The sequence below is a fragment of the Paraburkholderia sp. BR10141 genome (assembly GCF_056155635.1).
Genome location: NZ_JBMIQH010000023.1, coordinates 1 through 22,118, shown reverse-complemented (window position 1 = coordinate 22,118; position 22,118 = coordinate 1). Strand labels below are relative to the sequence as shown.

Sequence of the window (22,118 nt, the reverse complement as noted above, 5' to 3'; positions counted from 1 at the left end):
CTTTAGCGTACGGTGCGCCTCGCGCGCACCGCGCGCCGATATAATGGCGCACGCACCCACAAAAACACCGGCACGCCGCGCGCATCACGCTCCACAAGGCGCGTTGCGCAGCGAGGCCAAGAAGCTCTCGCACGATTCCATGCAAAAACTGATTCTGCCGTTCGTATCCGGCTTTCTCGCGTCGCTCTTCTTTCGCGAGGCGACGCTCGCGCTCCTGCATGCCGCCCAGGTCATCGACGCGGCCGGATTTTCGACGAACCCATTCCAGCCGCTCGGGCTGCCCGAGTTCCTCGTGAATGCGATCTGGAGCGCCATCTGGGCCGTGCTGATGGCGTGGCTGCTGCGCGTGTCGCCTTCGCGGCCCGCGCCGTGGGTTCAGGCCTTCGTGTTCGGCGGCATCGTCCTCACTGCGGCAATGGTGTTCGTCGTCGATCCTCTGCGCGGCATCTGGCCGACCGGCAACATGCTGCCGCGGCTTGCCACGGGCTTCGCCTCGAATGCGATGTGGGGCTGGGGCGCGCTGGTTTTCATGCGCGCGTTCATGAGCGAAACGGCCGAAGACTGACTGCGCCTGCGGGCCGTGCGCCATGCGCGGCCCGCGTTTTCCCACCGCGCTTTCCCCCTCACACCTCCCCTACTGCTCCCTCGCGCCAGCCAGCTCAACCGATGAGTTCGCGCAGCGGGTGCTCCATCAAGCGCCAGGGGCTCTCGAACATCCGCTCGACGTCTTCGCGGCGCACGTCTTCGATATTCGCGAAGCGCCAATGCGGTTGATTGTCCTTGTCGATGATGCGCGCGCGGATGCCCTCCAGCACGTCGCCAATCGCGAAGCTCGAGCGCGTGAGGTCGAGGTCGCGGCGCAGGCAGTCGGCCATCGTGCCCTCCGCGCGCGAGACCACCTCGAGCGACACCGCCATGGAAAGCGGCGAACGCTCGCGCAGAACGTCCACCATCTGCCCGGCCCATTTTGCCTCGTCGCCCGCGCGCGCATGGCGAGCGGCTTCGAGCGATGCCAACATGGCCGGCACATCGGCGAGCGAGAAATGCTGGTCGATCCAGCCGCGCACCGCGGCCAGCGACGATCCTTCGGCGAGTCGCCGCAATTCGGGCGCGGGCAGCGCCGCCTGGCGCATGCGCGCGACCACTTCCGCGCCGCTCGCAAACGGCTCGCTCTCCAGCGCATCGAGCAGCGCCGGCCACGCAGACTCGTCGAGCGACGCATCGGCCAGGCCCGCATACACGGCGCTCGCCTGATCGAGCGTCTCGCCTGTCACCGCGAGATACCGGCCGATCGCGCCAGGCGTGCGCGCGAGGAACCAGCCCATGCCGACATCGGGAAAGAGGCCGATGCGCGTCTCCGGCATCGCCATGCGCGTGGTCGGACCCACGAGCCGCAGCCCGCCCGTGCGATGCGCGCCCTGCGAGATGCCCATGCCGCCGCCCATGACCACGCCGTTGAGCATCGCGATGTACGGCTTCGGAAACGTGAAGATGGCGTGGTTGAGGCGATATTCGTCGGCGAAGAACGTGTCGAGCGCCGCCTGGTCGCCCGCGCGGTACGACTCGTACAAAAAGCGAATGTCGCCGCCCGCGCAGAACGCGCGCGGGTGGCGCGTACGCACGATCACCGCGAGCACGCCCGGGTCGTCGCGCCAGCGATCGAGCGCGGCGTGCATCGTGCGGACCATGGCGGTGGTGAGCGCATTGAGCGCCTGCGGGCGCTCGAGTTCGATATAGCCGATACGGTTCGCTACGCGCGTAAGCACGTGCGAGTCGGCGTCGGGTGCGGTCGGGCTTGCGTTGGCTTCGTGTGACATGGCGATTGGCAAGGCAGAACGATGAGCGGCGCCTGAATCGGGCGAGGCGCGATCACAGGCACTCTGAGGCTATCACGACGCCACACCGGGCGCTTGCGCGGCCGGCGACGCAGCCGCAGCGGCGCGCGCGCCGAACCACGCATCGAGCGTGGCGTCGATCAACGGACCGGGCGCCGCGTGCTCAGAGCCGGCACGCGCGAGCGTGAGCATCACCGCGCCGTGCAGCGTGGCCCAAAGCGACTGCGCAAGCAGGGGCCCATCGACATGCGCCCCGCTTGGCGGCGTCAGCACGGACAGCGTCGCGGCAAAGAGTCGTGCGCCGCAGGCCGGCGCAGCGCCCGCCTCAGGCTCGCCCGCCGCCTCGGCCAGCGCGGCGCGATGACGGCGTGCGGCCGGTCCCACGTGCTCTGCGCGCGTCTTGTGCGCCATGAAGATGAGTTCGTAAGTCTGCGGATGGTCGCAGCCGTACGCCACGTATGCATGCGCGAGGGCATGAAGCCGTTCGCGCGCGTCGGCGATCAGCCCGAGCGGTTCGAGCTGCGCAAGCAGTTGCGCGTAACATTCGCGGCCGAGCGCCTCGGCAATCTCGTCGCGGCCGGCGAAATAAAGATAGAGGGACGCAGGCGAATAACCGATCGCGTCGGCGATCTTGCGCATGGAGAGCGCGGCGAGCCCGTCGCGCATGACGATGCGGCGTGCAGCGTCGAGGATGCGCTCGCGCTGATCGTGCGCGCGTGCTGCGTGCCTTGCGTGGAGTTCGCGGTCCTTGCGTTCGACGATGCTCATGACGACGCTAGCCAGTTGCGGCAACCGAAATTTCCCGTGACGCCCGTGCGGGGCGTGCCTGACTACGCGTACAAGCCTACGAGTCCAGGCGTCCGGGGGGAAAGTGACCGCTCTTGAGCAGCACCGGCGTGCCGTTGCTGAGTTCGAGATGGGCGCGCGCCACAGCTTCGATGCGCGATCGGCCGGCGTCGAACGCCTGCATCCACGCGTCGCGGTTCGCGGGCAGCGCACCGAAATGGTCCTCGAGCGCCTCGACGGAAATCGCGCAGGGAACGCGTGTGCCGTCGACGAGCGCGGGAAAGACCACGGTCAGATTGGCGTCGCGATAGAGCGGCGCGTCGGCGGGAAAACGAATGATCATGTCCAGCCCCAATGGGGAAAATCAGCAGAAAGCACTGCCGCCGGAGGACGACGCGGTGCACGGCGGTAACCGGCCATGTTACGCGCGAGGCGCAATGTCTGGCGCGAATGTGGCCAGTGCGGTGGCCGGTTCGGCCGCCGTCTTTCAATGCGCCTGCATCTTCGAGAACAGATTCAGCACGACCACGCCAGCCACGATGAGCCCGAGCCCGAGCACGGCCGGCAGATCGGGCACCTGCCGATAGAGCGCCATCGCCACGAGCGTAATGAGCACGATGCCCACGCCCGACCACACCGCATAGACGATGCCCACCGGCAAACTGCGCAACGTGAGCGAGAGCCCGTAGAACGCGATGCCATACCCCACCACGACGATCGCCGAAGGCACGAGCCGCGTGAAGCCATCCGACGCGCGCAACGCAGAAGTGGCGATGACTTCCGCGACGATCGCGATGACGAGCCAGGTCCAGGCCGAGAACGGTGGAATGCGCATCGTCTCAGACCTTCGCGAGCGCGAGCTGCGCGTAGTCGGCGTTGAGTTGCGCGCAGAGCGCTTCGACTACCAGTTCGTGATCGGCGCGCTGCGGCAGGCCCGAGACCGTGATCGAGCCGATCACGCCCGTACCCTCCACCGTGAGTGGAAACGAACCGCCATGCGGCGCGAAATCGGCGATCGGCAGGCCGTGCTTGTCGGCAAGCGTCGAACCGGTTTGCTGCATGCGCAGGCCGATCGCATAGGAGCTGCGCCGAAAGTGCTCGACCACGCGCGACTTGCGGCGCACCCAGTCGGCATTGTCGGGCGTGGCGCCGTCCAGCGCGCAAAAGAAGAGCTGCTGGCCGAAGGTGCGCACATCGATGGCGACGGGCAGCGCGCGGGCGCGCGCGAGTTCATGCAGATGCGAGCCGAGCTGCCAGGCACGATCGGCGTCGAAACGCGGGAACACCAGCGCATGCTCTTGCGCGGCTATCGATTGCAGGTCGAGGGGAATGTCCATGGAAGAGGCAAATGAAGCGCAGTGCGTTGTCGCAGTGCGTTGTACAAGGCAACGGCGCAGCGTGAACATCGCGAAGAGCGTGCACGGCGCCGAACGAGCCCCGATTCTATCCTGACGATTCAAGAAGCCATCCACGCGTGTCCTGCAAACTTTTTGCAAACGCGTGGAAAGGCGCTCGTCATTTGTTGTTGCAACGCGGCGCGAACTGTCATATAATCTTCTCTTCGACGGACGCGGGGTGGAGCAGTCTGGCAGCTCGTCGGGCTCATAACCCGAAGGTCGTAGGTTCAAATCCTACCCCCGCAACCAGCAGAATTCGAAAGGGTTACAGGTCATTGGCCTGTAACCCTTTTTCCGTTTACGCCTCTTCCAGGCGCGGTCTTCCCATCGTTGGGCACATGAGCGAAGCCGCTGAGCGGTGATAAACTCGCATCACCCATCCCCCTATCGTGCCCATGAAATTCTGCTCGACTTGCGGTCAGGCGGTCAGCCTGCTCATTCCGCCCGGCGACAATCGCGAACGCTACGTCTGCTCACACTGCGGCACCATCCACTATCAGAATCCGCGCAACGTGGTCGGCACGGTTCCGGTCTGGGAAGACAAGGTGCTGTTGTGCCGCCGCGCGATCGAGCCGCGCTACGGCTACTGGACGCTGCCCGCCGGCTTCATGGAGATGGGAGAGACGACCGCCGAAGCCGCGGCACGCGAAACGCTCGAGGAAGCCGGCGCGCGCGTCGAGGTGCAGAACCTCTTTTCGCTCCTGAACGTGCCGCGTGTGCATCAGGTGCATCTGTTCTATCTCGCGCGCCTGCTCGACATCGATATCGCAGCCGGCGAGGAAAGTCTCGAAGTGCGGCTTTTCGACGAGCACGAAATTCCCTGGGACGACATTGCGTTCCCAACGGTCGGGCAGACCCTGCGCTGTTTCTTCGCCGATCGCCAGTCGGGCAGCTTCGGGCTGCACACCGGCGACGTCCTGCGCTCGCTGCGCGACGGCTGATCGCCCTTCTAACCAAGCCCGCGACGATGGTCCCCTGGCTTTCGCCCGACGAACCGTTTCCCGCCGTCGAGCGCGCACTCGGCGCGTCGAGCGGCGCGCCAGGCCTGCTCGCCGCCAGCGCGGACCTGCTGCCGTCACGCCTCATCGATGCCTACCGGCGCGGCATTTTCCCGTGGTACTCGGACGGCCAGCCGGTGCTCTGGTGGAGCCCCGACCCGCGCATGATCCTGCGCCCCGACGAATTCAAGGTCTCGCCCTCCTTCAGGAAAACGCTCAAGCGCGTGCTGCGTGAGGACGCGTGGGAAATTCGCGTCGACAACAATTTCGCCGCCGTGATGCGCGCGTGCGCGAACGCGCCGCGGCGCGGCCAGCGCGGCACGTGGATCACCGGCGACGTGATCGACGCCTACTCCACCCTGCACCGCGTGGGCGACGCGCACAGCGTCGAGGCCTGGTTCGGCGGCGAGCGTGTGGGGGGCCTCTACGGCGTGGCGCTCGGCACGATGTTCTTCGGCGAGTCGATGTTCGCTTCCATGACCGACGCGTCAAAGATCGCGCTCGCGGCACTCGTCGCGCATCTGCGCCGTCACGGCGTCGAGTTGATCGATTGCCAGCAGAACACCGCGCATCTCGCCTCGCTCGGCGGGCGCGAAATCTCGCGCAAGGCGTTCATCGCCCACGTGCGCACGCACGTGAATGCCGCGCCCATTCCCTGGAAGTTCGACAAAGCCGTGCTCGCCGATCTGCTCGGCGGCAGGGGCGCGCCAGACGAGTTCTTGCCCGCAGCGTGAATGGCAGGCGAGCGGCAAATGAGTGGCACATGAGCGGCGTATGATCGCTCGCGTGCGAGCTTGCGACAGCCCACGCAATTCGATGGATACATGTTCGGCGTCAATGTTAGACTGAATAGCGAACCCATCGCAGCCCGGCCTTCCCTGGCACGTCCTGTGCGGCGCGCCGTATGGCCTGGCAAGGCTTGCGCGTGAGGCTGGGTGCGCGACGCGCGCGCCACGCGACGATCCGAACTGCTACGAGAGCTGCCAACGTGACGCATCCAAACGAGCTGCCGCTTTCACCGCTTTCCGCGCTGCAATTCTATGCAACGGCGCCCTACCCCTGTAGTTACCTGGAGGGGCGCATCGCGCGCTCGCAGGTGGCAACGCCCAGTCATCTCATCAACTCCGACGTCTATACCGATCTCGTGAAGGCCGGCTTCCGGCGCTCGGGCGTGTTCACCTATCGCCCCTACTGCGATGGCTGCCGCGCGTGCGTGCCGGTGCGTGTGCCGGTCGAGCGCTTCACGCCGAGCCGCACGCAGCGTCGCGCGTGGAAGCGGCACGGCGCGCTCGTCGCCACGGTCGCGCCGCTGCACTACGACGAGGCGCATTACGCGCTCTACATGCGCTATCAGTCCGCGCGCCACGCGGGCGGCGGCATGGATCGCGACAGCCGCGACCAGTACGAGCAGTTCCTGCTGCAAAGCCGGATCAACTCACGGCTGGTCGAATTCCGCGAGCCGGACCCTGGTCATCCGGACGAGCCCGGCGCGTTGCGCATGGTGAGCATGATCGACATCCTCGGCGACGGGCTCTCGTCGGTCTACACGTTCTTCGACCCGGACACGCTCCACACGAGCTACGGCACCTACAACATCCTCTGGCAGATCGAGCAGGCCCGCAGCCTTCAGCTGCCTTACGTGTATCTGGGCTACTGGATCCGCGAGAGCCCGAAAATGGCCTACAAGGCGCACTTTCAGCCGCTCGAAGGGCTCTTCGACGGCGCATGGGCGCCACTCACGCCGCTCACGCCCGAAGCCTGAGCCCGCGGCGCATCGCCCAGGGTCCGCGTTACCGCTAAAATAGCGGGTTCCCATTTTCTGGCGCCCGCGCCTTCTTCCCGTGTTCAGCACCCTTTATCCGTTCGTCCGCGACCAGCTCTTTCGCATGGACGCCGAAGACGCCCATCACCTCTCGCTGCGCATGATCGGCGCCGCCGGCCGCACCGGCATGGCGGGCCTGCTCGCCCCGCGCGTGCCCGATTCGCCGCGCACCGTCATGGGCCTCACCTTCCGCAACCCGGTGGGACTCGCCGCGGGCCTCGACAAGGAAGGCGCCGCGATCGACGGTTTCGCCGCGCTCGGCTTCGGCTTCATCGAGGTGGGCACCGTGACGCCGCGCCCGCAGCCGGGCAACCCGCGCCCGCGCATTTTCCGGCTGCCGCAGGCGGGCGGCATCATCAACCGCATGGGGTTCAACAACCACGGCGTCGAGCAGTTCGTGAAGAACGTGCAGGCCGCGCGCTATCGCGGCATTCTCGGCCTGAATATCGGCAAGAACGCCGACACGCCGATCGAGCGCGCCGCCGACGACTATCTCTTCTGCCTCGAGCGCGTCTATCCGTTCGCGAGCTACGTGACGATCAACATCTCGTCGCCGAACACGAAGAATCTGCGCCAGCTGCAAGGCGGCGGCGAACTCGACGCGCTGCTCGCCGCGCTCAAGGACAAGCAGCAGCGTCTCGCAGACATGCACGGCAAGCTCGTGCCGCTCGCGCTGAAGATCGCGCCCGATCTCGACGACGAGCAGGTCAAGGAAATCGCTGATACGCTCCTGCGCCACAAGATCGAAGGCGTGATCGCGACCAACACCACGCTCTCGCGCGCGGCGGTGGAAGGCATGCCAAATGCGAACGAAACGGGTGGCCTCTCGGGACGCCCGGTATTCGACGCCTCGAACAACGTGATCCGCAAGCTGCGCGCCGAATTGGGCGGCGACGTGCCGATCATCGGCGTGGGCGGCATTTTTTCGGGCGACGACGCGCGCGCGAAGATCGCGGCCGGCGCCTCGCTCGTGCAGGTCTACACGGGCTTCATCTACCGCGGCCCGGCACTCGTCGCCGAATGTGCGCGGGCGCTGGCCCCGGGCCGCGCGTAAAGCTATAGTGGCAGGCTAGTCATGGCGCATCGGAGGCGCTGTGCACTAGCACCAGAATCGCAGCAGCAGAACAAGAGGAAAACATGAAATCCGGTTTGCTGAAAAAACTCCTTGCACTTGCAATCGTTGGCGCATCGTTCGTCGCAGCCAGCGCCCACGCCGATGACCTGCTCGACCAGGTCAAGGCACGCGGCACGCTGCGCATCGGTCTCGAAGGCACGTTCCCCCCGTTCAACTCGAAGGCGCCCAACGGCGAACTGGTCGGCTATGACGTCGACATCGCCCGAGCCGTCGCCGCGAAAATGGGCCTCAAGCCCGAATTCGTCACGACCGAATGGAGCGGCATCATCGCGGGCCTGCAGGCAGGCAAGTTCGACGTGATCGTGAACCAGGTCGGCGTGACCGACCAGCGCAAGGCTGTGCTCGACTTCTCGCCGGCGTACACGTACTCGGCCGCGCAGCTCATCCAGCGCAAGGACGACACGCGCGAGTTCAAGACGCTCGAAGACCTGAAGGGCAAGAAGCTCGGCGTCGGCCTCGGCACCAACTACATGGACATGGCCAAGTCGGTGCCGGGCATCGACGTGAAGACCTACCCGGGCGCCCCCGAGTATCTGCGCGACCTCGCAGCGGGCCGCCTCGACGCGGCGCTCAACGACCGCCTGATGCTCGCCTACCTGCTGAAGAACTCGCAGTTGCCGCTGCGCACGGGCGCGATGGTCGGCGCCGGCAACCCGTCGGCCATCCCGTTCAAGAAGGGCAATCCGAAGTTCGCCAAGGCGATCGACGACGCGATGACGCAACTCGAAGCCGATGGCACCTTCACGAAGATCTCGGACAAGTGGTTCGGCATCGACGTGACGAAGCCGATCTCGCAATGATCCGGCAATGATCGCGAGCGCCGCACAGTCCGGCTGACGCGAAGGGCGGCATCGCACGATGCCGCCCTTCGCACATATGCCTCCATTGCAAACCGCGCCACTTCCATTCGTTACCTACGCCCATGCCCATCTATACGCTCATCATCCAGTCGCTGCCGGTGCTCGCACAGGGCGCGGTGCTGACGGTCAAGTTCGCCGTGCTTTCGATGATCTTCGGGCTCATCGGCGGTGCCGTGCTCGCGCTCATGGGCATCAGCTCGAACCGCACGCTCGTGTTCATCGCGCGCGTGTATGTGAGCCTGATGCGCGGCACGCCGCTGCTCGTGCAGATCTTCGTCATTTATTACGGATTGCCGAGCGTCGGCATCTCGCTCGACCCGACGCCCGCAGGCGTGATCGCGCTCTCTGCGAACGTGGCGGCCTATCTTTCGGAGAGCATGCGTGGCGCGATTCTCGGCATTCATAGCGGACAGTGGCTCGCGGCCTATAGCCTCGGCCTCTCGCGCACGCAGACGCTGCGCTACGTGATCGCGCCGCAGGCGTTGCGCATCGCCGTGCCGAGTCTCTCGAACAGCCTCATCAGCCTCATCAAGGACACCTCGCTCGTTTCGGTCATCACCGTGACAGAGCTGCTGCGCAGCGCGCAGGAAATCATCGCTTCGACGTATCAGCCGCTGCCGCTCTATCTCGCGGCCGCCGCCGTGTACTGGGTGCTTTGCCAGGTGCTCGAATGGGTGCAGCACTGGTACGAAAGGCGCCTCGCGCTGCCTGCGCGCCACTGATAGCACATGCGTTTACAGACACGGCCCGCACATGCGGGCCGTTTCGCTTACGGGCCGCTGTTTAGCGTGTCATTCGCACGGAAAACGCAGTCCGAGCGCCGCTCGCGCCGCGTCGGCCATGGCGAGCATGCGGCGCGAGGTATCGTGCGTCATCACCGGGCTTTCGAGCGCACCCGCGCGCAGCAGCTCGCAGAAGTGCGCCGTTTCGTAGTTGAGGCCGCCACCCTCGAACGGCTCGTCGAGTTCGACGATGCGGCCATCCACATAGCGCACCGTTGCGCGAACCGGATTCCACCAGTTCGCGTGTATCGTCACGTTGCCGTGCGGCCCCGCCAGCAGTGCGTCGCCATAACCGTGCAGATCGAGCCCGCAGAATAATTGCGCAATACCGCGCTCATGCTGGCAATTGAGACTCGCGAAGGTATCCACGCCAGTCGAGCCGAGGCGCCCGACGGTCTGCACCTCGCGCGGCGCGCCGAGCCAGTCGACGGCAAGAAACATTTCGTACACGCCGATGTCGAGCAGCGCACCGCCCGCCTGCTCGAACGAAAGCGATGGATGGTCAGCAGGCACGCTGGCCACCGAACAGCCCGCGCGTACGAGCCCGACCGGCCCGATGGGATCATCGTCCAGTTGCGCGCGCAACTTTCGATAGAGGGGATAAAACGGCGGCTTCATCGCCTCCATGAAGAGGCGCTGCGCGCGGCGCGCCGCGTCGAGCACGCGTTCGAGCTGCGCGCCGTTGACCGTGGCGGGCTTTTCGCACAGCACGGGCAGGCCGGCTTCGAGCGCGGCAATGGCGTACTGGGCGTGACTGTCCTGCATCGTGGCGATATACACGGCGTCGATGCCGCTCGCGAAGAGCGCATCCACGCTCTCGCACGCCTGCGCGCCGCAGGTCGCGGCAAACGCCTGCGCAGTGGCCGCGCGCCGCGACCAGACCGCTTCGACGCGCGCATGCGGCACGTGCGCGACGCCCTGCGCGAAGCGATGCGCAATGCGGCCCGCGCCGACGATGCCCCAACGTATCGTTTGTGTTTCGCTCATGTGCTGCGTGCTCCGGCTGTGAAGTCGAGGGCGGCCGCACGACGTACGTCATGTACGTCACGCGCGGCGCACCCAAAGACACGCACGATACCGGCACACGCGGCGCGCCGCAATGCGCTCGCATCGATCCACGCTCAGCGCCTGGATCGATGCGAGCGAAGCGACGCCGCGAACGGCCTTAGCGCTGCTCCAACTCCGGCGCGAGCGCGCGAGTGAGTTCGTCGGCGGTGTATTCGATCATCGCGAGCGCGGCCGCTTCGGCTTCTTTCGGCGCACGCCGCTCGATCGCTTCGACGATGCGCCCATGGGCCGCCACGACGTTGTTCCAGCCGCCGTCACGCGTGCTGAGAATCGGATTCACCAGCGAGAGCGCGCCACGAATGATCGCGGCCATCTGCTGATAAAACTGATTCCCGCTCGCCGCGAGGATGCGCGTGTGCAGAAGCGCGTCGGCGGTCTGGAAATTCGGATCGTCGGTGCTCGTCTGGCGCAGCGCCTCGAACGCCTCGCGAATGCCGGCAATGTCGGCCGCGCTCGCGCGCGTGGCCGCGAGCGCGCACGCCGCCGGTTCGATCAGGCCGCGAAATTCGATTACGTCGCGCAAAAACGTCTTGTCCGGTTTCGAGCGGAAACGCCAGTTCACGACGTCCTCGTCGATCATGCGCCAGTCGCGCATGGGCCGGATGCGCGTGCCTATTTTCGGCCGCACGTCGAGCATATGACGCGCGAGCAGCATGGAGAGCGCCTCGCGCATCACCGTGCGGCTCACGTCGAACTCCTTCGAGAGGATGTCCTGCGGTGGCAGCACGGCGCCATACCGCTCCTCGACGATGCCTGAAATCAGCCCGTCCATCACCTTGCTGACGAGCGAGCGTTCCTTGTTCCCCAGTTCCATGACCCTACCCCCCCCGATGTGGGCGTTATCGCCCCTGTTTGCCGGATACTGCGCGGGCCCTCGTGCGTCGTCGAACTTAGGTATTACGTTGCATGCGCTTCGCATAATTCGCCAGCCAGGATATCTCCTGACATGATGCTTGCGGCATGCATCTTGTTCGTATTTACGCGTGTTACGTCGGCCCTTGCGCTGCTGTTTTTGTAAGGCGATCGTATGGATCGCCCGCTTACTTCAATCGGCACGCTTTCAACTGGCTTCAAATCGATCGGCAGTCCCTGGCTGTGCATATGCAGGGATGCCGGCGTGCATGTTTCTTCTGCGCACGCTTTTTCGCGCGCGGCCCAACATCGTGCTTTTCAATGTTGTACTTGTTCACCGTTGTATCCGGCCGTACTCATCGTCGAAGCGCACGATGTCGTCTTCGCCCAGATAACCGCCTGACTGCACCTCGATGATCTCGAGCGGCGTCTTGCCCGGATTCTCCAGCCGGTGCCTCACTCCCAGCGGGATATAGGTCGATTCGTTTTCCGAAAGCAGGAAAACCTCCTCGCCGCGCGTGACGCGCGCCGTGCCACGCACCACGGTCCAGTGCTCCGCGCGGTGATGATGCATCTGCAGCGACAGCCGCCCGCCCGGCTTCACGACGATGCGCTTGACCTGGAAGCGTTCGCCCTGATCGAGCGAGTCGTAGCAGCCCCACGGCCGCTCCACGCGCCGGTGATGCTGCGCGACCGCGCTGCGCTCCTGCCTGAGCTTGCCCACGATCGCCTTGACGTCCTGCACGCGATCTCTCGCCGCGACGAGGACCGCGTCGGCCGTTTCGACCACCACCACGCCGTGGACACCCACGCAGGCCACGAGCCGTCCGTCCGAATGTGCGAACGTGTCGGTCACGTCTTCGAACATCACGCGCCCGCGGGCCACGTTGCCGCTCTCGTCCTTGTTCGACACCTGCCACACCGCATCCCACGCGCCCACGTCGGACCAGCCGGCCACGAGCGGCACGACCACGCCCGCGAGCCGTGCGTCGGCGCCGAGCGACTCCATCACCGCGTAGTCGATGGAATCGGACGGGCACGCGGCGAGCGCTGCGGCGTCGAGATGCACGGTGCCGTCGGCGTCGATGGCGGCCACCTCGAACGCCGCCGCGCATTGCGCCGCGATAGCCGGCCGGCAGTGCGCGATCGCGGCAAGCCACACCGATGCGCGCACCACGAAAATGCCGCTATTCCAGAGGTAATCGCCGGAGGCCACGTAAGTCGCCGCGAGTTCGGCGCCCGGCTTTTCCACGAAGCGCTCGATCACGCGTGCGCCGCTCGCGCCGAGCGCCGCGCCCGCGCCGATGTACCCGTAGCCGGTCTCCGCGCGCTGCGGCGGCACGCCCAGCGTGACGATCGCGCCGCGCGCCGCATACCCCACCGCTTCTTCGAGTGCGGCGGCAAACGCGGCGCGATCCGCGATCAGGTGGTCCGCCGGCATGGCGATGAGCACCGGGTCGCTGTCGCATCCGGCAAGCGCGCCATCGCGACCGAGCGTCGCCTCGTGCCCGGCGCGCGCCGCCAGCGCCGCCACAGTGAGCGCCGGCGCCGTGTTGCGCGCGACCGGTTCGAGCACGACGCGAGCGGGCGTGCCGCTGCGGCCGAGCCGGTCGACGGTCATGAGCCGCAGTTCCTCGCTGCTCACGACGACAGGCGCGGCCTTGCGGATCGCCGCGCCCGCCTCGGCATACACCCCGTCGAGCCGCCGCACCGTGGCTTCGAGCAGCGACTCGCCGTCGAGCAGGTCAATCAGCTGTTTCGGGCAGTGCTCGCGCGAGAGCGGCCAAAGCCGCGTGCCCGAGCCCCCGGCCAGCACCACGGGCTGAACGATGAGCGCGACTTCGGGTTCATTGGCTGCCGCGATCAAACCGGCAGGCGTCACAAGCTGATTCATGCAGTGAGCTCCCCGTTGAAATACGTCGGGTCACGTCGACGAACGCCGCGCCTGCCTGCCGGCGGGCTCGTGCGAAGCGTCACGCGCCTCCCGGACCTCTAAAGCCTCACAACGCCTCGAGGCTTTTTACGGACCTCATTGGAGCAAACCTCGGCATGCCAATCTGTACGCATACCCACACTGATCGCATGCGCAACGGCGGGCGCGCCGTAAAGCCACTCGCACGCGACGTTTCAGCGCCGAACTTTTTTTCGGCGGCTTCGTTTGCGTTGCAACAGAACTGAATCAAAACCGCTTGTTTTCTGGTCGCTGCCCGAATCGCCCCGGAGCCATGTTTCAACGAGGAGCCATTTCTGAATCCCCCGCTCGACAGGGGAAATAATTCAATGAAATCACCGGCTTGCGACTTCCACCCAGGCGATGCGCAGGGCGGTGGTCCGCAAATTCGCCGTACAAAACTGAAACAAAAATGCGGTGTTTCGCCGCGCTGCCGCATGGCCGACTCGCGCTCAGCCGCTTCAATGCGTGCTTTCGCACCAACTGGCACACACCCTGCTAAAGAGAGATCGCCACACGAGCGCAGATGCGGACGAACGAAACCGCGCAGACAAACGCGAGAGTGGGACGAGGCACGAACAAGCGGGACTATGGGGCCGGCACGACGAACACAAGAGCCGCACGGGAAACGGCAGACAACAACGAGTTCGGCGCACGGAATCAAAAAACAGGAGGCGGCTCGCGCCGCTTCGCACGAGGACCAGTCATGTTAACCCTTCAATCCGATCTTCACGGCAACCATTTGCTGGGCGCCCTCCCGTCGCACGAATGGCAGGCTCTCGCCCCGCACCTCGAACTCGTTCATCTGCGCACCGAACAGTTGATCTGCGATTCCGGCCAGCGCATTCATCACGTGTACTTTCCGACTACCGCGATCGTCTCGCTGCTTTCGACGATGGAGGACGGCAGTTCGGTCGAAATCGCGGCAGTCGGCCGCGAAGGCATGACGGGCGTGCCCGTGCTCACGGGCGGCGAAACGATGCCGAACCGCGTGCAGGTGCAATGCGCGGGCTTCGCCTATCGCATGAGCGCGCAAGCCCTCAAGCAGCAATTCGCGCGCTCGGACTTCCTGCGCCGCCTCATGCTGCTCTATATGCACGCGCTGCTCACGCAGGTCGCACAGACCGCTGCGTGCAATCGTCACCACTCTCTCAGCAAGCAGCTGTGCCGCTGGCTGCTGATCGAAGTGGACCGCGTGGCGTCCAACGATCTCAGCGTCACGCAGCAGCTCATCGCCGACATGCTCGGCGTGCGCCGCGAAGGCGTTACCGAAGCGGCCGGCAAGCTGCACGACGAAGGCCTGATCCATCACAGCCGCGGCCATATCCGCGTGCTCGATCGCGAGGGCCTCGAAGCCCGCGCCTGCGAGTGCTACGGGCTCGTGCGCCGCGAATTCGACCGGCTGCTGCCGCGCCTGCACCAGGCGGAAACGGTCGAGTGAACGCGTAATCGCGCGCGCGTTTTCGTTGCGCACCGCGAGTTCGTTCGCGTCTCGTCGGACACGGAACAGCATTGCACAGGATACCGAATCGATCGTGTCTTGAGTTGCCAGCCGAAGAGAACAGGAGCGCGCCCTCTTCTCTTCAGCCTTGCGCGATTCAATGAGCCGAAGGCACGATTGCCTGTGCAAGCGGCAAGGCGGGCAAATGCTCGCGTTCGCGCACGAACGGGTCGGTCGGCTCCTGAAGCTTCGAGTCCGGGCTCGTGTCGGCACTGCGCAATTGCACGGGTGCGCCGTCGTTCTTCGCGACCTTGTGATTGTCGCCGCAAGGATGATCGGTCAGCGCGGCAGCCTCGCGGAAGTCGTCTTCCTGACACATGATGTTGAACGCAATGTCCTTGCGGTCCATGCGCCATGCCACAGCCGCATTCAAGCGCTTGTTGCAGTCCATGTCCTTGATGGTGCCCGCCGCCGTCGCGCCCACGCCCACCACCGACACCGCGGCGGAAATGCTGCCCCAGCAGGTCTCGGTCACCGAGGCCGTCAAGGCCGGCGCATAGACCGTCGGCGTCGTGCGCACATCGTAGCCGCCGTGATACGTGACGTCCGACGTACCGCCGCTCGGCAATACGACGGTATTGGAAACCGTGCTCATCTGGCTCGACGTGGACGTGGTCCCCGACGTCATCGTCGGCGTGGTTTGCGCCCACGCGGCGCCTGCACACAGCAACACCCCGGCAACGGCCATTTTTTGTTTCAGCTTGCTCATTCTTCTCTCCGTGAACGGAAAGGGGGCAGCGCCCCCTCTCCGACGCGCTAGTGAACGGCTGACCCGTTCGGATTACCAGTGCATGCCGCCCGTGAGCGAACCCGAACCGCCCGCTGCGACGATGCCGACGCCGCCATCGGCATTGGCCGTGCCGGTGCCGTTCGCGCTCGCGTTCGAGGTGAAACCCGAGCCGCCGTAGCTGCCGCTCGAACCGTTGAACGACGTGTTGATCACCGACGAATTGAAGTTCTGCGAACCCGACTGCGTGGCGCTCGTGAAGCCGAGCGTCGACGAATTCTGGTTCGTGGTCGTCGTGCCGGTCTGGCCGACGTTGCCGTTAGCCGTCTGGCCGTAAGTCTGCGAGTTGCCGTTTTGCGTCGTGTAGCTCGAACCGAACGTGAGGCTCGCGTTCGAGAACGACTGGTTGCCTTGCGACACCGTAGCGTCGATATGGCCCGGCACCGTCAGCGCCGACGTGAAACTGCCGTTGACCGACGAGGTCGAGTTCGACGTGAGTGCCGTAGCGCCAAAGCCGACGCCCGCTGCGCCCACCGCCGACGTGGTGGAGGACGACGGCGCGCCCATACCGCCGGCACCGCCTGCGAATGCGGCAGCCGAAGCGAAAGAGAGCATGGCGGCGAGCGAAATGGCCTGAATCTTCTTCATGATTGTGGTCTTCCTGATAAAACAGGGGAACGTTGGATGAATGCGCGCACACTCCCCCTGATAGTGCGGGCGCATTTAACACGACTTCAATTGCAATGCCGATAAAATCACTGCATTTACTACGCGCGAATATCCCCGCGGACCAGCCCGATATAGGAAGACCGTTTAATGGAGTTACCAGATTAGATTCGCGCGCAGAACGCCACCAAGCTTTACGCATTCGCACAAATCAGGCGATCATGCAGAATTGAAAATCCGGAGAGCAAAAAGGAATACCCCGTAAAACCCTGTGCCTTTTTTTCGGACCCGAATTGAATAGTAGTCCGACACAAATCGTTCAACACCCGCTGTTGTCATTATTTCCCCGTGCGCCACGCAGCGTACGCCAGCAACTTTCGCGCACCGCCTGACCGAAACCCATGGGCCGCCGCGCATTTTCGCGCGCCGCCCTTCCCCTGTCCGGTCGCTTCGACGTCTCTTTTAGCGAACTGTTTGCATAACGCCGCCGGACGGTGAATTTATATCTCAGACAGTCAGATTATTGCTACGTCATTCGCATTTTTGTGTGCGATTCTCAACGTAGCGAATTGCGAACGCCTTGAATTCGGAGATTCCCTTTCAAAAATAATTGAAGGGCAAATTGAAGTCTCAGATAGATGCGCGGACAACCAGATCCGGAAAATCGCGTTCTTTTAATGATTAATCGCGACGTTCGGTTCGGCAGGCCACGCAGGCCTGCCGGAATAAAGAGCGGCAGCGCACAGGCAATCAGGCGCAAGCCTGTTGCACGCGCCGCTCGCGCGAGGCCGCTCAGGCCTTGCGGTAATCGATGCGCTCGACGCCGGATTCGCCGCCGAGCAGGCAGAAGTCCGCGCCGCGTGCGGCGAACAGACCCACCGTCACCACGCCCGGCCATGCGTTGACATGCGCCTCGAGCGTGCGCGGGTCGCTGATGCGCAGACCCTTCACGTCGAGAATCTCGTTGCCGTTGTCGGTGATAAAGGGCGAGCCGTCCTTTTGCACGCGCAGCACCGGCACGCCGCCGAGCGCCGTCACGCGGCGGCCAATGGCCGTGCGCGCCATCGGCACGACTTCGATGGGCAGCGGGAACTGGCCGAGCACGTCGACGCGCTTGCTCGCATCGGCGATGCAGACGAACACGTCCGACACCGAAGCCACGATCTTCTCGCGCGTGAGCGCGCCGCCGCCGCCCTTGATCATGGCGCCGGCGCCGTCGATTTCATCGGCGCCGTCCACGTATACGGGCAGCGATTCGATCTCGTTGAGGTCGAAAATCTTGAAGCCGTGTGCTTCGAGGCGCGCGGTGGTCGCGACCGAGCTCGACACGGCGCCGCGGTAGCGGCCCTTGCTCGCCGCCAGCGCGTCGATGAAGCAGTTCGCAGTGGAGCCCGTGCCGACGCCGATTACGACGCCTTCCGGCACGTTCGCGTTGACATAGTCGGCGGCGGCCTGGCCGACCAGTTGCTTGAGTTCGTCTTGAGTCATGGGAGTACAGCCCGAGGAGGAGAAAAACGCGGAATCCGCATAGTTTACCGGAGATGCGGGCACGGGCTGCCCGCATCTCGCAGGATCGCGAAACGGCTGACCCTGCCGGCGGTCAGCGCGCGGCCGAGCGTTGGCGCACCGCTTCGAACAGGCAGACGCCCGAAGCGACGGAAACATTCAGGCTCTCGACCGTGCCCGCCATCGGAATCTGCATGACTTCGTCGCAGGTTTCGCGCGTGAGGCGGCGCATGCCCTCGCCTTCGGCGCCCAGCACGAGCGCGACCGGACCGTCGAGCTTCGTCTGGTAGAGGCTCGCGCTCGCGTCGTCGGCGGTGCCGACCACCCACACGCCCGCGTCCTTGAGCTCGCGCAGCGCACGCGCGAGGTTCGTCACGGTGATATAGGGCACGGTGTCCGCCGCGCCGCTCGCCACCTTCGCGGCCGTGGCGTTCAGACCGACGGCGCGGTCGCGCGGGGCGATCACCGCGTGCGCGCCGGCCGCGTCGGCTACACGCAGGCACGCGCCGAGATTGTGCGGATCGGTCACGCCGTCGAGCACGAGCAAGAGCGGCGAGCCCTGGATGCCGTCGAGCAGCTCCGCGAGATTCTGCGCGAGCGCCAAATCGTGCACGCGGGCCACCACGCCCTGGTGGCGCTCCGTGTGCGCGAGACCCCAGAGACGCGTTTCGTCGGCTGCGATCACGCGCGCGCCGGCTTCCTTCGCGGTGTGCAGGAAGTCCTGCATGCGGCGGTCGCGGCGCGTCGGATCGTAGTAGACATCCTCGACCGTGGACGCGTCGTGCCGCAAGCGTGCGGTCACCGCATGAAACCCGTAAAGAACCTTGAGACGTGACATGACTGAGACAACCCCTGATGAACGTTTCGCGGCGCAGACACAGCGCCGCCAGCAACGATAGTCAGCCGGCCGCATCGTGCGGTCCGGCGTATGCAAGCCGCGCGCCCATGCGGCAAAACCCGGCGCGGCAAGCAAGTGAAAAAACCGGGCACGCGCACGGCGGCGCGGCCCGGATAGGTACTGGCTGCGGAGCGCGTTTGACGCTCCGCATGCATGGCGCTCAGCGCTTCTTGCGCGGCGCCTGCTTCTTGGGCGCCGGCTTCACGGCCGAGCGCTTCTTCGCGGTCTTGGCGGCGCCGCGTGCCGCGCGCGCCTCCTTCACCGCGACGCTCGGCGCCGGCGCAGCCTTCTTCTGGCGCGCCATGTCGCCGCCCGGCAGCGCGCGCACACGCGGTCCACCTTCCATGGTGCTCTTGTCGACCGGCATCGGCCGGTTGCCGCCCGGCTTCACGGGCGTATCGCGCACGAGGCGGAAGTCGATCTTGCGTGCGTCGAGATCCACGCGGCTCACCTGCACGCGCACGCGGTCCGACAGACGATAGCGAATGCCCGTGCGCTCGCCACGCAGTTCGTTCTTGATCTCGTCGTACTGGAAGTAGTCCGAGCCCAGTTCCGTCACGTGCACCAGACCTTCGATGAAGAGCGCGTCGAGCTGCACGAAAATGCCGAACGATGTCACGCCGCTCACCATCCCGCCGTACTCTTCGCCGAGCTTGTCGCGCATGAAGTAGCACTTGAGCCAGGCTTCGACGTCGCGCGAGGCTTCGTCGGCGCGGCGCTCGTTCGCCGAGCAGTGCAGGCCCAGTTCTTCCCAGATCGCCGTGTTGGCGCCGCGGGCGCGCTTGCCGCGCTTCTCCTCGTCCTCGGCCTGCAGCGCGCGGGCGCGCGGCGAGAGCGCGGTATTGAGCTCGACGCCCTCGGGCGCCTGCGGCTGGTACTTCTTGCCCTGCAGGATCGCGTAGATCGCGCGGTGCGTGAGCAGGTCGGGATAGCGGCGAATCGGGCTCGTGAAGTGCGCGTAAGCCTCGTACGCAAGACCGAAGTGACCGATATTGTCCGGGCTGTACACGGCCTGCTGCATCGAGCGCAGCAGCATGGTCTGCAGCATCTGCGCGTCGGGGCGGTCGCGGATGTGCGCCATCAGCGCGGCGTAGTCGCTCGCGTGCGGCGTGTCGCCGCCGCCGAGCGAAAGGCCCATGCCACGCAGGAAGGTGCGCAGGTTTTCGAGCTTTTCGGCGGTCGGCCCCGCGTGCACGCGGTACAGGCCCGGGTGCTTGTGGCGCTTCATGAAGTCCGCCGCGCACACGTTGGCCGCGAGCATGCACTCTTCGATCAGCTTGTGCGCATCGTTGCGCTGGCGCGGCACGATCTGCTCGATCTTGCCTTGCGCATTGCAGACGATGTACGTCTCGGTCGTATCGAAATCGATCGCGCCGCGCTTCTGGCGCGCAGCGAAGAGCGACTTGTACACGCCATAGAGATTCTGCAGTTGCGGCAGCAGCGCCGCGCGGCGCGTGGCCTCGGGGCCCTTGGTGTTGGTCAGCACCGCCGCGACTTCGGTATACGTGAGCCGCGCCGCCGAGTGCATGACGCCCGGATAGAACTGGTAGGCCTTGATCTCGCCGCGCGCGGTGATCACCATGTCGCACACGAGCACACAGCGGTCGACGTGCGGATTGAGCGAACAGAGCCCGTTCGAGAGCTTCTCGGGCAGCATCGGAATCACGCGGCGCGGGAAATACACCGACGTGCTGCGCTCGATCGCGTCCACATCGAGACCGCCGCCCGGCAGCACGTAATGCGAGACATCGGCGATGGCGACGATCAGGCGGAAGCCCTCGCCCTTGCCCACCTGCATCGGCTCGCAATACACGGCGTCGTCGAAGTCGCGCGCATCTTCGCCGTCGATGGTGACGAGCGGCACGTCGCGCAAGTCCACGCGATAACGAATGTCGGTGGGACGCACGGCGTCGGGCAGCTTCGCGGCTTCGTCGAGCGCGCTCTTGCTGAACTCGTGCGGCACGCCGTACTTGCGCACGGCGATCTCGATCTCCATGCCCGGATCGTCGATGTCGCCAAGCACTTCCATCACGCGGCCGAGCGGCTGCGAGTGGCGACTGGGGAAATCGGTGAGCTCGACGACCACGACCTGGCCGACCTTGGCCTTCTTGGGATTCTGCGTGACGAGGATATCGTGGCCGATGCGCTTGTCTTCCGGCGCGACGATCAGCGCGCCGTTCTCGTTGAGCAGGCGCCCGATGACACTGCGGTTCGCACGGTCGGTGACTTCGACGATATGCCCTTCCGGCCGCCCGCGCCGGTCATAGCCGACGATGCGCGCAAGCACGCGGTCGTTGTGCATGACCTTCTGCATTTCGCCTTGCGGCAGGAACAGATCGTCCTGCCCGTCGTCGCGCACGAGGAAGCCGTAGCCGTCGCGATGCCCCTGCACGCGACCGGCGACGAAATTCGAAGGATGGGCGAGCTGGTAGTGGCCGCGCGAGTCGAGCCGGATCTGCCCGTCGCGCTCCATGGCGGCGAGCCGCCTGAAGAACCCTTCACGCTCCTGGCGCTTGATGGAGAGCGCCTCGGCGATATCGTTCGCGGTGCACGGCGAGTCGCTGGTCCGCAGCACGCCGAGAATCTCTTCGCGGCTGGGAATCGGATACGGATATTTGCTCAAGGGCTTATCGATGGTTGTTCTCGTTGCGTGGACGTCGGATTTCGCGCGGCCCGAATGTGCGATACATGCGGGCGGCGCCCGGTCTTCGAGTGCTGCAATCTGCCGGCCCGTACGTGGATTGCCTGACCGCTCGCGCTGCGTGCGCCACGCTGCACGCAGCACCAGAATCACGGACTTTGGCCGGCGGAACTTCTGCGAGGCATTCTAACACTCGCATCGCACCCTACGAGCCGTGGGAGCGGCCTTGCGGCGCGACGAGACGGCCACTGCACGCGGTCTGCAACGCCTGGGCAGCCGCGCTTTATCGCCTTCCATAAAACGCTTGACAGCCGTTCCGATCCCGCTATAATTTTGGTCTTTGCTGCACAACACGTTGAACAGCAAACGACACCTTGCCCAGGTGGCGGAATTGGTAGACGCACCAGGTTCAGGTCCTGGCGGTGGCAACACTGTGGAGGTTCGAGTCCTCTCTTGGGCACCAGATTCAAAAGGCCGGCTTCATGCCGGCCTTTTTCATTTCCGGCGGCAGCAGCGAGTACAACTGCCCTGCTATCGCGTAAAACGCAGCAGCCACGTTCCCGGGATGAAGATTTTTTGAAAAGATTTATTGACAGGCACGCGAAATCGCGTCACAATCTTCTTCTAGCTTGAAGACGTGCCCAGGTGGCGGAATTGGTAGACGCACCAGGTTCAGGTCCTGGCGGTGGCAAC

At 65.3% G+C, this 22,118-nt stretch carries 21 protein-coding genes and 2 tRNA genes; 10 read left to right on the top strand and 13 right to left on the bottom strand.

Going from position 1 to position 22,118, the window contains the following annotated elements:
• The first annotated feature begins 139 nt into the window (after positions 1-139).
• Entirely contained in the window at positions 140-565 is a 426-nt protein-coding gene (locus tag ACOJB8_RS27510) for a hypothetical protein (RefSeq protein WP_069267614.1), read from the top strand.
• A 94-nt stretch (positions 566-659) separates the two neighbouring features.
• On the opposite strand, the gene ACOJB8_RS27505 is transcribed toward ACOJB8_RS27510, so the two are convergent.
• The 5 genes from ACOJB8_RS27505 to ACOJB8_RS27485 form a co-directional block, all read right to left on the bottom strand.
• Positions 660-1,817, bottom strand: coding sequence for an enoyl-CoA hydratase/isomerase family protein (locus tag ACOJB8_RS27505; RefSeq protein WP_475015498.1), 1,158 nt, complete (start codon positions 1,815-1,817; stop codon positions 660-662).
• Between the two features lie 72 nt (positions 1,818-1,889).
• The gene (locus ACOJB8_RS27500) at positions 1,890-2,603 is read right to left on the bottom strand and encodes a TetR/AcrR family transcriptional regulator (protein ID WP_475015497.1); all 714 of its coding nucleotides are present in this window, start codon (positions 2,601-2,603) and stop codon (positions 1,890-1,892) included.
• Positions 2,604-2,679: 76 nt separating this feature from the next.
• Complete coding sequence (locus tag ACOJB8_RS27495; RefSeq protein WP_069267565.1) at positions 2,680-2,964, bottom strand: DUF1488 family protein; 285 nt, start codon at positions 2,962-2,964, stop codon at positions 2,680-2,682.
• A 144-nt stretch (positions 2,965-3,108) separates the two neighbouring features.
• Complete coding sequence (locus ACOJB8_RS27490) at positions 3,109-3,456, bottom strand: DMT family transporter (protein WP_042268604.1); 348 nt, start codon at positions 3,454-3,456, stop codon at positions 3,109-3,111.
• Positions 3,457-3,460: 4 nt separating this feature from the next.
• Entirely contained in the window at positions 3,461-3,958 is a 498-nt protein-coding gene (locus ACOJB8_RS27485; protein ID WP_342945649.1) for a heme-degrading domain-containing protein, read from the bottom strand.
• 232 nt (positions 3,959-4,190) lie between these two features.
• Here ACOJB8_RS27485 and ACOJB8_RS27480 point away from each other — a divergent pair.
• The 7 genes from ACOJB8_RS27480 (at position 4,191) to ACOJB8_RS27450 (ending at position 9,555) form a co-directional block, all read left to right on the top strand.
• Positions 4,191-4,267, top strand: a tRNA-Met gene (locus ACOJB8_RS27480).
• A 146-nt stretch (positions 4,268-4,413) separates the two neighbouring features.
• The gene (locus tag ACOJB8_RS27475) at positions 4,414-4,959 is read left to right on the top strand and encodes an NUDIX hydrolase (protein WP_069267568.1); all 546 of its coding nucleotides are present in this window, start codon (positions 4,414-4,416) and stop codon (positions 4,957-4,959) included.
• Positions 4,960-4,985: 26 nt separating this feature from the next.
• Entirely contained in the window at positions 4,986-5,750 is a 765-nt protein-coding gene (gene aat / locus ACOJB8_RS27470) for a leucyl/phenylalanyl-tRNA--protein transferase (RefSeq protein WP_069267569.1), read from the top strand.
• Between the two features lie 254 nt (positions 5,751-6,004).
• Positions 6,005-6,778 (top strand): arginyltransferase, encoded by a 774-nt coding sequence (locus ACOJB8_RS27465; RefSeq protein WP_342945631.1) that lies wholly within the window; start codon positions 6,005-6,007, stop codon positions 6,776-6,778.
• Positions 6,779-6,857: 79 nt separating this feature from the next.
• Positions 6,858-7,892 carry a quinone-dependent dihydroorotate dehydrogenase gene (locus ACOJB8_RS27460; RefSeq protein ID WP_069267571.1) on the top strand — a complete coding sequence of 345 codons (1,035 nt, stop codon included), beginning with the start codon at positions 6,858-6,860 and terminating at the stop codon, positions 7,890-7,892.
• A gap of 83 nt (positions 7,893-7,975) precedes the next feature.
• A complete protein-coding gene (locus ACOJB8_RS27455; protein ID WP_342945629.1) occupies positions 7,976-8,773 on the top strand; it encodes a cystine ABC transporter substrate-binding protein in 798 nt (265 codons plus the stop codon).
• 122 nt (positions 8,774-8,895) lie between these two features.
• Positions 8,896-9,555: an amino acid ABC transporter permease gene (locus tag ACOJB8_RS27450; RefSeq protein ID WP_028204859.1), complete on the top strand. Its 660-nt coding sequence runs from the start codon at positions 8,896-8,898 to the stop codon at positions 9,553-9,555.
• Positions 9,556-9,624: 69 nt separating this feature from the next.
• On the opposite strand, the gene ACOJB8_RS27445 is transcribed toward ACOJB8_RS27450, so the two are convergent.
• The 3 genes from ACOJB8_RS27445 to ACOJB8_RS27435 all read right to left on the bottom strand — a co-directional run bounded on the left by ACOJB8_RS27445 (position 9,625) and on the right by ACOJB8_RS27435 (position 13,429).
• Positions 9,625-10,602 carry a Gfo/Idh/MocA family protein gene (locus ACOJB8_RS27445; protein WP_475015490.1) on the bottom strand — a complete coding sequence of 326 codons (978 nt, stop codon included), beginning with the start codon at positions 10,600-10,602 and terminating at the stop codon, positions 9,625-9,627.
• Positions 10,603-10,780: 178 nt separating this feature from the next.
• Positions 10,781-11,497 carry a FadR/GntR family transcriptional regulator gene (locus ACOJB8_RS27440; RefSeq protein WP_069267574.1) on the bottom strand — a complete coding sequence of 239 codons (717 nt, stop codon included), beginning with the start codon at positions 11,495-11,497 and terminating at the stop codon, positions 10,781-10,783.
• 372 nt (positions 11,498-11,869) lie between these two features.
• Complete coding sequence (locus ACOJB8_RS27435) at positions 11,870-13,429, bottom strand: mannose-1-phosphate guanylyltransferase/mannose-6-phosphate isomerase (protein ID WP_475015487.1); 1,560 nt, start codon at positions 13,427-13,429, stop codon at positions 11,870-11,872.
• A gap of 763 nt (positions 13,430-14,192) precedes the next feature.
• Between ACOJB8_RS27435 and ACOJB8_RS27430 the strand changes: the two genes are divergently transcribed.
• The gene (locus tag ACOJB8_RS27430) at positions 14,193-14,927 is read left to right on the top strand and encodes a Crp/Fnr family transcriptional regulator (RefSeq protein ID WP_069267576.1); all 735 of its coding nucleotides are present in this window, start codon (positions 14,193-14,195) and stop codon (positions 14,925-14,927) included.
• 157 nt (positions 14,928-15,084) lie between these two features.
• On the opposite strand, the gene ACOJB8_RS27425 is transcribed toward ACOJB8_RS27430, so the two are convergent.
• The 5 genes from ACOJB8_RS27425 to rnr form a co-directional block, all read right to left on the bottom strand.
• Positions 15,085-15,696 (bottom strand): hypothetical protein, encoded by a 612-nt coding sequence (locus ACOJB8_RS27425; RefSeq protein ID WP_475015485.1) that lies wholly within the window; start codon positions 15,694-15,696, stop codon positions 15,085-15,087.
• A 72-nt stretch (positions 15,697-15,768) separates the two neighbouring features.
• A complete protein-coding gene (locus tag ACOJB8_RS27420) occupies positions 15,769-16,362 on the bottom strand; it encodes a hypothetical protein (RefSeq protein WP_069267578.1) in 594 nt (197 codons plus the stop codon).
• A gap of 810 nt (positions 16,363-17,172) precedes the next feature.
• The gene (rpiA, locus tag ACOJB8_RS27415) at positions 17,173-17,868 is read right to left on the bottom strand and encodes a ribose-5-phosphate isomerase RpiA (RefSeq protein WP_069267579.1); all 696 of its coding nucleotides are present in this window, start codon (positions 17,866-17,868) and stop codon (positions 17,173-17,175) included.
• A 112-nt stretch (positions 17,869-17,980) separates the two neighbouring features.
• Positions 17,981-18,724 (bottom strand): 23S rRNA (guanosine(2251)-2'-O)-methyltransferase RlmB, encoded by a 744-nt coding sequence (rlmB, locus tag ACOJB8_RS27410; RefSeq protein WP_069267580.1) that lies wholly within the window; start codon positions 18,722-18,724, stop codon positions 17,981-17,983.
• 220 nt (positions 18,725-18,944) lie between these two features.
• Positions 18,945-21,407 (bottom strand): ribonuclease R, encoded by a 2,463-nt coding sequence (rnr, locus tag ACOJB8_RS27405; protein WP_069267581.1) that lies wholly within the window; start codon positions 21,405-21,407, stop codon positions 18,945-18,947.
• A 394-nt stretch (positions 21,408-21,801) separates the two neighbouring features.
• On the opposite strand from rnr, the gene ACOJB8_RS27400 reads away from it, so the two are divergent.
• Positions 21,802-21,888 (top strand) — tRNA-Leu (locus ACOJB8_RS27400).
• Positions 21,889-22,118: the final 230 nt, after the last annotated feature.

Excerpts from the sequence above, each read along its gene's own strand:
- aat (WP_069267569.1), top strand. The coding sequence starts at position 4,986 with ATGGTCCCCTGGCTTTCGCCCGACGAACCGTTTCCCGCCGTCGAGCGC.
- rlmB (WP_069267580.1), bottom strand. The coding sequence starts at position 18,724 with ATGTCACGTCTCAAGGTTCTTTACGGGTTTCATGCGGTGACCGCACGC.
- ACOJB8_RS27425 (WP_475015485.1), bottom strand. The coding sequence starts at position 15,696 with ATGAGCAAGCTGAAACAAAAAATGGCCGTTGCCGGGGTGTTGCTGTGT.
- ACOJB8_RS27435 (WP_475015487.1), bottom strand. The coding sequence starts at position 13,429 with ATGAATCAGCTTGTGACGCCTGCCGGTTTGATCGCGGCAGCCAATGAA.
- ACOJB8_RS27505 (WP_475015498.1), bottom strand. The coding sequence starts at position 1,817 with ATGTCACACGAAGCCAACGCAAGCCCGACCGCACCCGACGCCGACTCG.
- ACOJB8_RS27445 (WP_475015490.1), bottom strand. The coding sequence starts at position 10,602 with ATGAGCGAAACACAAACGATACGTTGGGGCATCGTCGGCGCGGGCCGC.
- ACOJB8_RS27420 (WP_069267578.1), bottom strand. The coding sequence starts at position 16,362 with ATGAAGAAGATTCAGGCCATTTCGCTCGCCGCCATGCTCTCTTTCGCT.
- ACOJB8_RS27495 (WP_069267565.1), bottom strand. The coding sequence starts at position 2,964 with ATGATCATTCGTTTTCCCGCCGACGCGCCGCTCTATCGCGACGCCAAT.
- ACOJB8_RS27500 (WP_475015497.1), bottom strand. The coding sequence starts at position 2,603 with ATGAGCATCGTCGAACGCAAGGACCGCGAACTCCACGCAAGGCACGCA.
- ACOJB8_RS27510 (WP_069267614.1), top strand. The coding sequence starts at position 140 with ATGCAAAAACTGATTCTGCCGTTCGTATCCGGCTTTCTCGCGTCGCTC.
- rpiA (WP_069267579.1), bottom strand. The coding sequence starts at position 17,868 with ATGACTCAAGACGAACTCAAGCAACTGGTCGGCCAGGCCGCCGCCGAC.
- ACOJB8_RS27475 (WP_069267568.1), top strand. The coding sequence starts at position 4,414 with ATGAAATTCTGCTCGACTTGCGGTCAGGCGGTCAGCCTGCTCATTCCG.
- ACOJB8_RS27430 (WP_069267576.1), top strand. The coding sequence starts at position 14,193 with ATGTTAACCCTTCAATCCGATCTTCACGGCAACCATTTGCTGGGCGCC.
- ACOJB8_RS27455 (WP_342945629.1), top strand. The coding sequence starts at position 7,976 with ATGAAATCCGGTTTGCTGAAAAAACTCCTTGCACTTGCAATCGTTGGC.
- ACOJB8_RS27440 (WP_069267574.1), bottom strand. The coding sequence starts at position 11,497 with ATGGAACTGGGGAACAAGGAACGCTCGCTCGTCAGCAAGGTGATGGAC.
- ACOJB8_RS27490 (WP_042268604.1), bottom strand. The coding sequence starts at position 3,456 with ATGCGCATTCCACCGTTCTCGGCCTGGACCTGGCTCGTCATCGCGATC.
- ACOJB8_RS27485 (WP_342945649.1), bottom strand. The coding sequence starts at position 3,958 with ATGGACATTCCCCTCGACCTGCAATCGATAGCCGCGCAAGAGCATGCG.
- ACOJB8_RS27450 (WP_028204859.1), top strand. The coding sequence starts at position 8,896 with ATGCCCATCTATACGCTCATCATCCAGTCGCTGCCGGTGCTCGCACAG.